We start from the raw sequence: 13551 nt of genomic DNA, 5'->3' as shown, positions 1-13551 counted from the left end.
TCATAAGCGATGGCGGCGCATCCGCGCCGCGCGCTCAGGTGTAGTCGCGCACGGCGTGGCCGGTATAGACCTGGCGCGGACGGCCGATCTTCATTTCCGGATCGACCTGCTGCTCCAGCCAGTGCGACACCCAGCCGGCGGTACGGCCCAGGGCGAACATCACCGTGAACATCTCGGTCGGGATCTGCAGCGCCTTGTAGATGATGCCGCTGTAGAAATCGACGTTCGGGTACAGCTTGCGGGCCACGAAGTAGTCGTCCTGCAGGGCGGCCTGCTCCAGCTTGATCGCGACGTCGAGCAGCGGGTCCTGCACGCCGAGCTGGCCCAGCACCTGCTTGGTCATCTCGCCGATCACCTTGGCGCGCGGGTCGAAGTTCTTGTAGACGCGGTGGCCGAAGCCCATCAGGCGGAAACCGGAGGTCTTGTCCTTGGCCTTGAGTACCGCGGCCTCGACATTGTCGGCGCTGCCGATCTCCTCCAGCATCTTCAGCACGGCTTCGTTGGCGCCGCCGTGGGCGGGGCCCCACAGCGCGGTTACGCCGGCGGCGAGCGACGCGTAGGGGTTGGCACCGGTCGAGCCGACCAGGCGCACGGTCGAGGTCGAGGCGTTCTGCTCGTGGTCGGCATGCAGGATGAACAGCAGGTCCAGCGCCTTGACCACGTCCTTGTTCAGGTCGTAGCTACCGTCGGCGGCCTCGAACGTCTGCTTCAGGAAGCGGCTGACGTAGTCCAGCGAGGTGTCCGGCACATTGGCCGGCAGGCCCTTGCCGTGGCGGTAGATCAGCGCCGACAGGGTCGGCACCTTGGCGATCAGGCGCACCGCGGCCTTGCGGCGCTGCTCGGCATCGTCCAGGTCCAGCGAGTCGTGGTATTCCGCCGACAGCTGCGCGATCGTCGCGGTCAGGATCGCCATCGGGTGCGCGTTCTTGGCGAAGCTGCCGATCAGGGTGTTGGTCGCCTCGCCGACGCCGGCCTCCTCGGCCAGCTCGGCCTCGAACGCCTTCAGCTGGGCCGCGTCCGGGCGCTCGCCATTGACCAGCATGTAGGCCACTTCGACGAAGCTGGACTTCTCGGACAGCTGCTCGATCGGGTAGCCGCGGTACAGCAGCACGCCCTGGTCGCCATCGATGTAGGTGATGGCGGACTTGCAGCTGGCGGTGGCGGTATAGCCGGAGTCGTAGGTGAACAGACCGGTTTCCCGGGTCAACTTCGAGATGTCGACGCAATCGTTGCCCAGCACGGGTTTCACTACAGGCAGAACGGCGGATTTGTCACCGGCGTTGAGCGTGACCTGATCAAGATCGGACACAGTGTGCGCTCCTCAAGATGGAAGGCGCCTGTCCTGTAAGGGGGATGACGGGCAGGCGCGTGTAGGACGTTGGCGATGTATCACCGCGGTTGCCCGGTATTATCGCACAGCAGCATTTGCCGTTCGCATAGACGAACGTCCTATCGGGCGGCATGTCCGCGACACAGCGTCGCGATCGCGGCATGCGGGGTTGCGCATACATTCAGCCCGCCGAAAGACGCGCGGGCCACGGCGTCCGGCACCGGGGCCGGACACCACGCACGACAAAACAATGGCCGCGCTGAGCGCGGCCATTGCCCGGACGGTACGGCAGTCGTCGTTCGATCAGCGCGCGTAGCGCTTCTGGAACTTGTCGATGCGGCCGCTGGTGTCGATGACCTTGTGCTTGCCCGTGTAGAACGGGTGCGAGGCCGAGGAGATTTCGACCTTGATCAGCGGGTACTCTTCGCCGTCTTCCCACTTGACCGTCTCCTTGGAGGACATGGTCGAACGGGTCAGGAACTTGAAATCGGACGTGACGTCGTGGAACACGACGCTGTGGTAATCGGGATGAATGTCGGCCTTCATGGGCTCACACCGTGTGGGCTGGTGGTCAAGAGCGGCATTATAGCCCCCGGCCGGCTGCGTCGGCAAGCCGGGGGACACTTCCTCAGTCGACCAGCCCCAGCGCCGCCTGCACCTGGCGTTCGAAGCGCGCGCGGTCGTAGGCCAGCAGCAGGGCGGTGTTGTCGGCCGCGCCGGTCTGGCGGTTCCAGTCCACCACCGTGGCGCCGCGGGCATGGGTGCCGGCGAGCTCGATCGCCAGCGGCCGCCGCTCCACCCGGGTCGCGCCGTCCGGTTGCAGCGCCCAGGCCATGGCCAGCGCATCGGCGGCATACCAGTACTCGCCGCGGCTGTCCTCGGACCACAGCCGGGTCTGGCGCGAGATCAGTTCGTAGAAACGCGCCTTGTCGGTGTCCGCGGCCAGCCACTGCTCCACGTCACGGTGCAGCAGGCCGTGCGCCACCGTGGCCTCCCAGTCGGCGACCTCGGTCTGCGGGAAGGCGCTGAACACGATGTGCGCGGCTTCCGGGTCGAAGGCAATGTTGAATTCGGCCATCGGCGTGATGTTGCCGTGGCCGTTGATCGCCCCGCCCATCACCAGGAAGCGCTTCACCCGCTGCGGCAGGGTCGGGTCCAGCTTCAGCGCCAGCGCGAGGTTGGTCAGCGGCCCCAGGGCCACCAGCAGCAGCTCGCCGGCGTACTGGTGCGAGAGCCGCAGGATCGCCAGTGCCGCATGCTCGGCCTCGGCACCGCGCGCGGCGGCCGGCAGGTCGACATCGCCGAACCCGTCGCGGCCGTGCACGTGGGCCGCGTCTTCGGCCGGGTGCAGCAGCGGATCGGCGGTGCCGGCGAAGACCGGCACGTCCTCGCGCCCGGCCACCTCGCACAGCTTCAGGGCATTGCGCACGGTGTGCTCCAGGCCGACATTGCCGGCGGCCACCGTCAACCCGACCACCGCATGGCGCTCGTCGGCGAAGGCCATCAACAGCGCCAGCGCATCGTCCACACCCGGATCGGTGTCAATCAGCAACGGGATCTTCTTGCTCATTTCAGGCTCGTCTGCGGATCGATCATGGAGTCTGGCAGCTCCACCATGACAGGGGAAGCATCGTGGCCGGCGCCATTTCCGCAGGCGTCCGGCGCCTGCGGCGGCATTTCCCGTCCTGTTGCCGGTGCCGCCCTGCCCCGCACACGGGCATTCAGGCCGACGCGTAGCGTGCGGCGCCGCCCACCCAGCGCGCCACCACCCGGTCGGCGAGCGCCGGCGCTTCGGCCAGCAGCCGCTCGGCCAGCGCGTGCACGCCCGGCAGCAGCGCCGCATCGCGGGCCAGGTCGGCGACGCGGAATGCCGCCAGCCCGGTCTGGCGGGTTCCCAGCAGTTCGCCGGGGCCGCGCAGTTCCAGGTCCTTCTCCGCGATCAGGAAGCCATCGTTGCTCTGCCGCAGCGTCTGCAGCCGTTGCCGCGCCATCGCCGACAGCGGCGCCTGGTACATCAGCACGCAGCTCGAAGCGGCGGCGCCGCGGCCCACCCGCCCGCGCAGCTGGTGCAGCTGCGCCAGGCCCAGGCGCTCGGCGTTCTCGATGATCATCAGCGAGGCATTGGGAACGTCGACCCCCACCTCGATCACCGTCGTGGCGACCAGCAGCCCGGTCTGGCCGGCCTTGAAGGCGCGCATCGCCGCCTGCTTCTCGGCGGCCTTCATGCGCCCGTGCACCAGCCCGACGCGCACCCCGGGCAGCTGCGCCGACAGCGCCTCGAAAGTGGCCTGCGCGGCACTGGCCTCCATGCGCCCGGCGGCGACCCCGGGCTTGCCGTCCTGCTCGTCGACCTCCTCGATCAGCGTGCACACCCAATAGGCCTGGCACCCCTGCGCACAGGCCGCACGGATGCGCTCGACCAGTTCGGGCCGGCGCTCGGCATTGATGACGATGGTCTGCACCGGCGTGCGCCCGGGCGGCAGCTCGCCGATCGCCGACAGGTCCAGGTCCGAATAGGCCGCCATCGCCAGCGTGCGCGGGATCGGCGTAGCGGTCATCACCAGTTGATGCGGCACGCTGCCGCCGTCGGCGCCCTTGTCGCGCAGGGCCAGCCGCTGGTGGACCCCGAAGCGGTGCTGCTCGTCGACGATGGCCAGCGCCAGGTCGCCGAACACCACGCTGTCCTGCATCAGCGCGTGGGTGCCGACCACCACCTGCGCCTGGCCGCTGGCGATCTCCTCCAGCACCCGGGCGCGCGCCTTGCCGGTGACCTTGCCGGCCAGCCACGCCACCCGCACATCCAGCGGTTCGAGCCAGCCGCGCAGGCTGGCCAGGTGCTGCTCGGCCAGCAGCTCGGTCGGCGCCGCCAGCGCCACCTGACGGCCGTGGGCCACCGCGAGCATCGCCGCCAGCGCCGCGACCACCGTCTTGCCCGAGCCGACGTCGCCCTGCACCAGCCGCAGCATCGGCTGCGGGCGCGCGAGGTCCGTGCGGATCTCCCGGAAGACCCGCGCCTGCGCACCGGTCAGGCGGAACGGCAGCGCGTCCAGCAGCCGGCGCACCTGCGCCGCGCCACCGTCCAGCACCGGCGCACGGTGGCGCTGCAGGGCGATGCGCTGGCGGCGCAGGCTGAGGTGGTGCGCCAGCAGTTCCTCCATCGCCAGGCGCCGCTGCGCCGGATGGGTGCCGGCGGCCAGTGCCGCCACGTCGGCATCGGCCGGCGGCCGGTGCATGGTCAGCAGTGCCTGGCGCAACGCCGGCAGCGCCAGCCCGGCCAGCAGCGTCTCCGGCAGCAGTTCCAGGGTGGCCGCGTCCGGCAGGCGCTCCAGGGCGTGGCCGATCAGCTTGCGCAGGCTTGCCGGCCCGATGCCCTCGACCAGGGGATAGACCGGATCCAGCGCGTCCCCGAGCCCTGCCTGCTCCTGTTCGCCGAGCAGCCGGTAGCTGGGATGGACGATCTCCAGCCCCTGCGGGCCGGGCCGCGGCGTGCCGTAGCAGCGCAACCGCGCGCCGACCGCGAACTGCGCCACCTGCGCGGCACGGAAATGGAAGAAACGCAGCACCACGGTGGCCCGCGAACCATCCTCCACCGCCACCCGCAGCACCGGCCGGTAGCGGAAGCCGCGCTCGACGGCGACCACCCGGCCCTCCACCTGGGCGGCGACGCCCGGCTGCAGCGCGGCGATGGCGCTGAGCCGGGTACGGTCCTCGTAGCGCAGCGGCAAGTGCAGCCACAGGTCCTGCAGGGTGCAGATCCCGCGCGCCTGCAGCTTGGCGGCGACGGCCGGCCCGACACCGGGCAGCACCGTCACCGGGGCTTCGCCGCTGGCCGCCAGTGCGGGGGCGGCCGGCCGGGTGCGCGCCATGCCGGGGGTCAGTCGAGGATCATCACCGCATCGACTTCGAACGCGGCGCCCTTGGGCAGGCCCGACACCTCGATGGTGGAGCGGGCCGGGAACGGCGCCTGGAAGTAGGTCTGCATCACCGCGTTGACCTTGGCGAACTCACCCAGGTCGGTGAGGTACAGGCCCAGCCGCACGATCCTGTCCAGCGAACCACCGGCCTCCTCGGCCACCGCCTTGAGGTTGTCGAAGGCGCGCCGCGCCTGCGCTTCCACGTCACCGGCACCGACCAGCTCGCCGGTCGCCGGGTCCAGCGGGATCTGCCCGGAGAAGTACACGGTGTTGCCGGCGCGCACGGCCTGCGAGTACGGGCCGATGGCGGCCGGGGCCTTGGGGGTGTTGATGATCTGGCGGGACATGGGGGAACTCCGGTGGGTAAAGGCGGACCATTGTAGCGTCGCCCCTGCATGCACCGGCCGTGGACAATTGTTCGCCAGCGCGGGCAGAGGCCCACCGCCCAAGGCCCAGCGGCGGTTATCCACATGTTGTGGGCAGGGCATTGCACACCGGCTGTGGAGAACGCCGCCTGCCGGCCCGGCCACGCCCGGGATGCCGGAAACGGACCGCTGCGCGGTGCCCGCCCCACCCTGCCGGGCACCGGGCACCGGGCACCGGGCGCAGGCCGCGGGGACGCGAGGGCGGAACGGGCCACCGGCCACCGCGGCCGGTGCCGGGCGGGTGTGGCAGCCCGCCCGGAGGCTATCTGCGGCGGACCGACTGCACCACGCTCAGGCGCCGCAGCCGGCGCATCACCTCGGCCAGGTGGGTACGGTCGCGCACCTGCAGGTTGAAGCACAGCATCGCCGCATTGATGTCGCGGTCCAGGTAGTCCACGCGCTCGATGTTCGACTGGCTCTGGGCAATGGCCGCGGCCAGCTGCGCCAGTACGCCGGTGCCGTTCTCCACCACCACGATCAGCGCGGTGTCGTAGTCGCCGACCACGCTGCTGTCCCAGCCGATCGGCACCCAGCGCTCGGGCGACTTGCGCAGCTCGGCCAGGTTCGGGCAGTCCATGCGGTGCACCACGATGCCCTTGCCGGCGGTGTGGTAGCCCATGATCTCGTCGCCCGGGATCGGCTGGCAGCAGCCGGCGAAGGTGACCACGCCGCGCTCGCTGCCGCTGATCAGGATCTTCTCCTGCGCGCGTTGCGGCATGCCGCCGGCCAGCGCCTCGCCATGCGCCATCAGCGCCTGCGCGGCCTGGGTCGGCATCCAGTTGCCGAGGGCGACATCGGCCAGGAAGGCCTCCAGGCGCGGATAGCGGTGCTCGGCCAGGAAGGCATCCAGCCGGCCTTTGGGCAGCCGCTCGATCGAACTGTCCATCGCCTCCAGCGCGCGGTCCAGCATGCGGTGCCCCAGCTGCACCGCATCCTCGTGCTCGAGCTGCTTGAGCTGGTGGCGGATCGCGGTGCGCGCCTTGGCGCTGACCACGAACTCCAGCCACTGCGGCTTGGGCGTGGCCGAGCGCGCGGTGATCACTTCCACCGTCTGCCCGCTGACCAGCTTGGTGCGCAGCGGCACCAGCTTCTTGTCCACCCGCGAGGCCACCGCGCGGTTGCCGACGTCGGTATGCACGGCGTAGGCGAAATCCAGCGCGGTGGAATTGCGCGGCAATGCCAGGATCCGCCCCTTGGGCGTGAACAGGTAGACCTCGTCGGGGAACAGGTCGACCTTGACGTTGTCCAGGAATTCCAGCGACGACCCGGCCGAGCGCTGCGAGTCGATCAGCTCCACGATCCAGGCATGGGCGCGGCTCTGCGCGCTGTTGGGCGAATCGCCGCCGAACTTGTAGGTCCAGTGCGCGGCCACGCCGCGCTCGGCGATCAGGTCCATCTCCTCGGTGCGGATCTGCACCTCGATCGGCGACCCGTACGGGCCGAACAGCACCGTGTGCAGCGACTGGTAGCCGTTGGCCTTCGGGATGGCGATGAAATCGCGGAAGCGTCCGTCCAGCGGCTTGAACGTGGCATGCACGGCGCCCAGGGCGTGGTAGCAGCTGGGCACCGAGCGCATCACCAGGCGGAAACCGAACACGTCCATCACCTGGTCGAAGCTTTTGTTCTCCTCGTGCATCTTGGTGTAGATGCTCCAGGGCGTCTTGATGCGGCTGATCAGGCGATGCTCCAGGCCCTCGCGCGCCAGCCGCTGCGACAGCTGCACCTCCACCTGCGCCATCGCTTCGCGGCGCACCACCGGCTGGCTGCGGATGTGCTTTTCCAGGATCGCGTGGCGCCAGGGGTACAGCGCCTTGAAACCCAGGTTCTGCAGCTCCGACTTGATCAGGCTCATGCCCAGGCGCTGGGCGATGGGCGCGTAGATGTCCAGCGTCTCCAGCGCGATGCGGCGCCGCGCCTCGGCGCTCTGCGCGCCCAGGGTGCGCATGTTGTGCAGGCGGTCGGCCAGCTTGATCATGATCACGCGCAGGTCGCGCGACATCGCCAGCAGCATCTTGCGGAAGCTCTCGGCCACCGCCTCCTGGCGGTCGCGGAAGCGCAGCTTGTCCAGCTTGGTGACGCCGTCCACCAGGTCGGCCACGGTGTCGCCGAACTGCTCGGCCAACGCCTCGTGGGTCAGCGGCGTGTCCTCGATGGTGTCGTGCAGGATCGCCGCGACCAGCGCCTCCACGTCCAGCCCCAGCTCGGCCAGCACGCAGGCCACCGCAACCGGGTGGGTGATGTAGGGCTCGCCGGACTTGCGGGTCTGCCCGGCATGCGCGGCCGCACCAACCTCCCAGGCGCGGCGCAGCAGCAGCCGCTGTTCGGCGGGCAGGTAGCTGGCCGCGCGTTCAAGCTGGAGGACGTAATCCGGCACCGCGCCACCCGCGGGCGCGGCGACCTGGGCAGTGGGGCCTGGGTTCATGACATCGAAGATAGGCCAGTGGCCACAGCTCGGCAATTGCCGGCATCGGTCCACGGTGCGCGGACGCTGGCCGCGGCGCCGTTTCCATGGCGGGGAAAGCGGACAGCCCGCACGGGGCGGGCTGTCGGATGCACCACGACGGGGTGGTGGATCAGTCGTCGTTCTTGGACATGTCCTCGTCGGCCACGACCTCGGCCGCGGCCCATTCCAGCGCCTCGCGCTCGGCGCGCTCGCGCTCGGCCTTCTCCACTTCCTCGATCAGCGCGTTGTCGATCTTGCGGGCGGCGATCTCGCGCAGCGCCAGCACGGTCGGCTTGTCGTCGGTCTCGCTGTTGTCGAGGGTGGCCTGCACGCCGTTGGCCAGCTGGCGGGCGCGCTTGGACGCCATCATGACCAGCTCGAAACGGTTGTTAACGACTTCCAGGCAATCTTCTACGGTGATGCGGGCCATGCGGGCTCCCGGCGGCCAGCTGCGGCCGCTCGATCGAATGAGGGAAAGGTCGCGGATTGTACAGGCCGCGGCCGCCGAAAATCAAATCCGCGCCTGAACCGCCCCTTTGGAATCAATCAGTTGCCTCGCAGGAACGGTGTCCCGGCGACGTCCGGGCTCAGTCCAGCAGCGAGCGGATCAGGCCGCCGTGGCGCGCCTGCTGCTGCGCCCGGCGCAACCGGCTGGCGGTGAAGATGGCGCACATCTCGTCGACCGCGGTGTCGAAGTCCTCGTTGACGATCACGAAATCGAACTCGTCGTAGTGCAGCATCTCGTCGCGCGCGGCGGCCAGCCGCTGCGCCATCACCGCCTCGCTGTCCTGGCCGCGCTTGCGCATGCGCTCGTCCAGCGCCTGCCGCGAGGGCGGCAGGATGAATACGCTGACCGCGTCGGGCACCTTGTCGCGCACCTGGCGCGCGCCCTGCCAGTCGATCTCCAGCAGCACGTCCTTGCCCGCGGCCAGCTGCGGCTCCACCGACTGCCGGGCGGTGCCCTTCCAATCGCCGTGCACCCGCGCGTGCTCGAAGAAGTCGCCGGCGGCGATCATCCGCTCGAACGCCTCGGCGGCGACGAAATGGTAGTGCCGGCCGTTCTCCTCGCCCGGGCGCATCGCCCGCGAGGTGAAGGAAATCGACAGCGCGATCTGCGGGTCGCGCGCCAGGGTGGCATTGACGAGGCTGCTTTTGCCGGCGCCGGAAGGGGCCGCCACGATGTAGAGGGTGCCACGCATCGCTCGGCTCTCCGGGTCGACGGGATCGGGCGGCGCACGATAACCAGCCGCGGGCGCCGCTGCAATGGCGGCGGGCGGCCGGCTCACAGGTCGAAGGCCAGCAGGTCGCGCCCGGTCGCGGCGCGGACGATGCGCTGGTAGACGCCGGTACCGCCCCCGCCGCTGGTCATCACCACCAGCGCGCGGCGCCGCTGCGGATCGCCCACCGCGAAGGTGCGGTAGCGGCCCGCGTTGGCCCCGCCATGGAAGAACCAATGCGTCCGCGCGTCGATCCGCTCCAGGTTCCAGCCCAGGCTCTTGTACAGCCACTCGGGGCGCACCGGCAGCTGCGGCGCCAGCATCGCCTGCCGGGTCGCCTCGGCGATCTCCCAGCCTTGCCGCTGCGGCCGCGGCAGCACGTGGCAGAGGAAGCGCGCATAGTCCTGCACCGGTCCGCGCAGGCTGGCCGCGGCATTGGCCAGCAGGTCGCCCGGCCAGGTGAACATGCCTTCCGGGGCGGCGGCGCGCGCCTGCGGCAGGGCGCGCACCGCATCGTCCCAGGTCCAGGCCGGCAGCGGCTTGCCCCGGGCGCGCGCCAAGGGTTCCAGCAGCGGCCACTGCCGACCGAAGGTCTGCACCACCGGCGCCGCCCCGGGCGCCGGCACCCCGACCACCGAGTGCCGTGCCGCATGCGCGTCCCAGGCGAAGGTGCTGCCGCGCATGCCGGCCGGCCCGAACAGCCGCCGCCGGGCAAGCTGGTCCAGGCTCTGGCCGGTCACGTGCTCCACCGCCAGCTGCAGCCAGAAGAAGGCTTCGCCGGAGTAGTCCACCCGTTCCCCCGGGGCGGCCCGGGTGCGCAGCGCCTCGTGCCCGGGGTCGGCGCGCCAGCCCGGCAGCCCGCTGCTGTGGCGCAGGACGTCGCGCACCGTGATCCGCTCCAGCCACGGGTCGTCCACGGCCAGGTATGCCGGCCGGTGGTAGTCGACCAGCGCGCCGTCGAGCCGCAGGACACCGGCATCGACCAGTTGCAGGACCAGGTAGGCGAAGACCGGCTTGCTCAGCGACGCGCACTCGAACACGCTGTCCGCGTCCACCGCGGTGCCACGCTGGATGTCGGCCAGGCCGAACCCGCGGTGCCAGGCCAGTTCGCCCTGCTCGACCACCGCGATGCCCACGCCGGGGACGCCGAACGCACGCATCCATTCCGGCAGGGCCTCCAGCACCGCATCGGACGGAATCCATGGGCGGTCGGCGGCCACCGCGGCGGCGGCACGCGGCGCGGCCGCGGGCAACAGGGCGGCGACGCCGCAGGCCGATGCCGACGCCAGGAATCCGCGCCGATGCAGTGTTCCGGTTCCGCTGCCGCCCATGTCCGCCACTCCCCGCCGTGCCTGCCTGCCGTGCTTGCCTGTCATGGCCGGCGCGCACCGCGCACCGGCCCGCCGCGCTCACTCCAGGTTCTGCACCTGCTCGCGGATCTGGTCGATCAGCACCTTCAGTTCGACCGCGGCACTGGAGGTGCGGCTGTCCACCGACTTGGAGCCCAGCGTGTTGGCCTCGCGGTTGAACTCCTGCAGCAGGAAGTCCAACCGCCGGCCGACCGGTTCGCGCTGGCGCAGCACCCGGCGGATCTCGGCGATGTGGCTGCCGAGCCGGTCCAGCTCCTCGTCCACGTCGAGCTTCTGCAGCCACAGCACCAGTTCCTGCTCGGCGCGGCCGGGATCGACCGGATGCGGCAGGTCGGCCAGGCGTGCGGCCAGCTTGGCGCGCTGGCCCTCGCGGATCGCCGGGATCATCGCGCGCACCTGGGCGGCGATGCCCTCGATCGCGTCCACCCGCTCGTCGACCGCCGTGGCCAGCTTCGCGCCTTCGCGCTCGCGCGCGGCGATGAACGCGTCGATCGTCGTCTCCAGCAAGGCCAGCGCCTCGGCATGCAGGGCCGCGGCATCCACCGCCTCGCCACGCAGCACTCCCGGGTAGGCCAGCAGCTCGGTGAAGCTGACGCGCATGTTCAGGAAGTGCCCGTGCAGGCGCTGCGCGACTTCGCCCAGTTGCCCTACCAGCGCCTCGTCCACCGACAGCGCGGGCGCCGCCTCCGGCGCGCGCAGGCGCATGACCAGGTCCAGCTTGCCGCGGCTCACCCGCGCGGCCACTCGCTCGCGCAGCTGCGGTTCCAGCGCGCGCAGCTCCTCCGGCAGCCGCGTCCCCACTTCGAGGAAACGGTGGTTCACCGAGCGCAGCTCGCAGCCCAGGATGCCCCAGGGGGTCGCGCGGTCGCCGCCGGCATAGGCGGTCATGCTTCGGATCATGTGGATTTCCGGTGCGTGGCAAAGGGCGGATGGTACCCTAGCGCCCCCTTTTCCCCGGCGGAGGAAAGGCACGGGCACGGCGCCCGGGAGACCGCCACGCCGTACCGCCCCCTGCCCTCATCCGCCCCCGGGGCGCCTTCGCCCACCGGCGCAGGCCTCCACCCGCCATCCGGACGTCCCATGACCTTTTCCCGCCCCAGCGGCCGCCAGGCCGATCAACTGCGCACCGTCACCCTCGAACGCGCCTTCACCCGCCACGCCGAGGGCTCGGTGCTGGTCAGCTTCGGCCACACCCGCGTGCTGTGCACCGCCAGCGTCGAGAACCGCGTGCCGGCCTTCCTGCGCGGCAAGGGCGAGGGCTGGGTGACCGCCGAATACGGCATGCTGCCGCGCTCCACCCATACCCGCAGCGACCGCGAGGCCGCGCGTGGCAAGCAGGGTGGCCGCACGCTGGAGATCCAGCGCCTGATCGGCCGCACCCTGCGCGCCTGCATCGACCGCAACGCCCTCGGCGAGCGCACCCTCACCCTGGACTGCGACGTGCTGCAGGCCGACGGCGGCACCCGCACCGCCGCCATCACCGGCGCCTACGTGGCCCTGGTGGACGCGGTGAACCTGCTGCTCAAGCGTGGCGACATCAAGCGCAACCCGGTGTTCGGCGCGGTCGCCGCGGTCTCGGTCGGCATCTACAAGGGCGTACCGGTGCTGGACCTGGACTACGCCGAGGACAGCGACTGCGACACCGACATGAACGTCGTCATGAACGACGGCGGCGGCTTCATCGAACTGCAGGGCACCGCCGAGGGCCATGCCTTCCGCCGCGACGAGCTGGACGCCCTGCTGGCGCTGGCGGACACCGGCATCCGCGCGCTGTTCGACGCACAGCAGGCGGCGCTGGCCAAGGCATGAACCGGCGCCTGGCCCTGGTCACGCTGGTGGTGGCCGACTACGACGACGCCATCGCCTGGTACACCGGCATGCTGGGGTTCCAGGTGCTGGAAGACATCGACCAGGGCCACAAGCGCTGGGTGGTGGTCGGCCCGACCGAGGGCAATGCCGCCGCCCTGCTGCTGGCACGCGCCAGCGACGAAGAACAGCGCAGCCGCATCGGCAACCAGACCGGTGGCCGGGTCGGCTTCTTCCTGGCCACCGACGACTTCGCGCGCGACCACGCGGCGATGACCGCGCGCGGTGTCGAATTCCTGGAGCCGCCGCGCGAGGAACCCTACGCCACCGTCGCCGTGTTCCGTGACCTGTACGGCAATACCTGGGACCTGCTGGAGCCCGCACGATGAAACTGGTACTGGCCAGCGGCAACGCCGGCAAGCTGAAGGAACTGCAGGACATGCTCGCCGGGCTGCCGCTGCAGATCGTGCCGCAGCGCGAGCTGGGCGTGGACGACGTGCCCGAGACCGGGCTGACCTTCGTCGAGAACGCACTGATCAAGGCGCGCCACGCCTGCAGCGTGACCGGCCTGCCGGCGCTGGCCGACGACTCGGGCCTGATCGTCGACGCGCTCGACGGCGCGCCCGGCCTGTACAGCGCGCGCTATGCCGGCAGCCCCACCGACGATGCCGCCAACAACGCCAAGCTGCTCGATGCCTTGCGCGGGGTGCCGGCCGAGCGCCGCGGCGCGCGCTTCTACGCGGTGATCGTGCTGCTGCGCCATGCCAACGACCCGCAGCCCCTGGTCTGCGAGGGCAGCTGGGAAGGCCGCATCATCGAGGCGCCGCGCGGCAGCAACGGGTTCGGCTACAACCCGGTGTTCCTCGACGAGGCACTGGGCCTGACCGCGGCGGAGATGCAGCCGGAACAGAAGAACGGCCGCAGCCACCGCGCCAAGGCACTGCTGCGGCTCAGGCAGCAACTGGCCCTCGCCCGGCCCGCCACGGTCTGATGGACGGCGCGGTGGACAGCGGCCGGCGCCCTTCAGCGATGCTCGTCGGCATCGC

The 13551-nt window shown here is 70.8% G+C and carries 13 protein-coding genes; 3 read left to right on the top strand and 10 right to left on the bottom strand.

The genetic code is table 11. The features are described 5' to 3' along the window. Positions 1-34: 34 nt before the first annotated feature. The 10 genes from K5L01_RS00360 to K5L01_RS00315 all read right to left on the bottom strand — a co-directional run bounded on the left by K5L01_RS00360 (position 35) and on the right by K5L01_RS00315 (position 11599). Positions 35-1240, bottom strand: coding sequence for a citrate synthase (locus K5L01_RS00360; protein WP_425603847.1), 1206 nt, complete (start codon positions 1238-1240; stop codon positions 35-37). A 393-nt stretch (positions 1241-1633) separates the two neighbouring features. Continuing rightward, positions 1634-1876: a type B 50S ribosomal protein L31 gene (locus K5L01_RS00355; RefSeq protein WP_250060891.1), complete on the bottom strand. Its 243-nt coding sequence runs from the start codon at positions 1874-1876 to the stop codon at positions 1634-1636. Between the two features lie 82 nt (positions 1877-1958). Beyond that, a complete protein-coding gene (locus tag K5L01_RS00350) occupies positions 1959-2900 on the bottom strand; it encodes a nucleoside hydrolase (protein ID WP_250060890.1) in 942 nt (313 codons plus the stop codon). Positions 2901-3051: 151 nt separating this feature from the next. Next, positions 3052-5196: an ATP-dependent DNA helicase RecG gene (gene recG / locus K5L01_RS00345; protein WP_250060888.1), complete on the bottom strand. Its 2145-nt coding sequence runs from the start codon at positions 5194-5196 to the stop codon at positions 3052-3054. An 8-nt stretch (positions 5197-5204) separates the two neighbouring features. After that, positions 5205-5591, bottom strand: coding sequence for a RidA family protein (locus K5L01_RS00340; protein WP_250060885.1), 387 nt, complete (start codon positions 5589-5591; stop codon positions 5205-5207). Positions 5592-5931: 340 nt separating this feature from the next. Continuing rightward, positions 5932-8091, bottom strand: coding sequence for a RelA/SpoT family protein (locus K5L01_RS00335; RefSeq protein WP_250060883.1), 2160 nt, complete (start codon positions 8089-8091; stop codon positions 5932-5934). 151 nt (positions 8092-8242) lie between these two features. Then, positions 8243-8542, bottom strand: a complete 300-nt coding sequence (gene rpoZ, locus K5L01_RS00330; protein ID WP_250060881.1) for a DNA-directed RNA polymerase subunit omega — start codon at positions 8540-8542, stop codon at positions 8243-8245. A gap of 157 nt (positions 8543-8699) precedes the next feature. Further along, entirely contained in the window at positions 8700-9311 is a 612-nt protein-coding gene (gmk, locus tag K5L01_RS00325) for a guanylate kinase (RefSeq protein WP_250060878.1), read from the bottom strand. A gap of 83 nt (positions 9312-9394) precedes the next feature. Then, complete coding sequence (locus tag K5L01_RS00320; RefSeq protein ID WP_250060876.1) at positions 9395-10705, bottom strand: serine hydrolase domain-containing protein; 1311 nt, start codon at positions 10703-10705, stop codon at positions 9395-9397. A gap of 33 nt (positions 10706-10738) precedes the next feature. After that, positions 10739-11599 carry a YicC/YloC family endoribonuclease gene (locus K5L01_RS00315; protein WP_250060874.1) on the bottom strand — a complete coding sequence of 287 codons (861 nt, stop codon included), beginning with the start codon at positions 11597-11599 and terminating at the stop codon, positions 10739-10741. A gap of 180 nt (positions 11600-11779) precedes the next feature. Between K5L01_RS00315 and rph the strand changes: the two genes are divergently transcribed. From rph to rdgB, 3 genes are read left to right on the top strand one after another with little or no spacing between them, the layout of a single operon-like run. Next, positions 11780-12508, top strand: a complete 729-nt coding sequence (gene rph / locus K5L01_RS00310) for a ribonuclease PH (protein ID WP_250060872.1) — start codon at positions 11780-11782, stop codon at positions 12506-12508. Further along, entirely contained in the window at positions 12505-12894 is a 390-nt protein-coding gene (locus K5L01_RS00305; protein ID WP_250060870.1) for a VOC family protein, read from the top strand. The genes rph and K5L01_RS00305 overlap by 4 nt, the downstream gene beginning before the upstream one ends. Beyond that, the gene (gene rdgB, locus K5L01_RS00300; protein WP_250060869.1) at positions 12891-13496 is read left to right on the top strand and encodes an RdgB/HAM1 family non-canonical purine NTP pyrophosphatase; all 606 of its coding nucleotides are present in this window, start codon (positions 12891-12893) and stop codon (positions 13494-13496) included. Before K5L01_RS00305 ends, rdgB begins: the two co-directional genes overlap by 4 nt. Positions 13497-13551: the final 55 nt, after the last annotated feature.

Source organism: Stenotrophomonas mori, assembly GCF_023556335.1.
GTDB classification, from domain to species: Bacteria; Pseudomonadota; Gammaproteobacteria; order Xanthomonadales; family Xanthomonadaceae; genus Stenotrophomonas; species Stenotrophomonas mori.
This window is presented reverse-complemented; position numbering and strand designations above follow the sequence as displayed.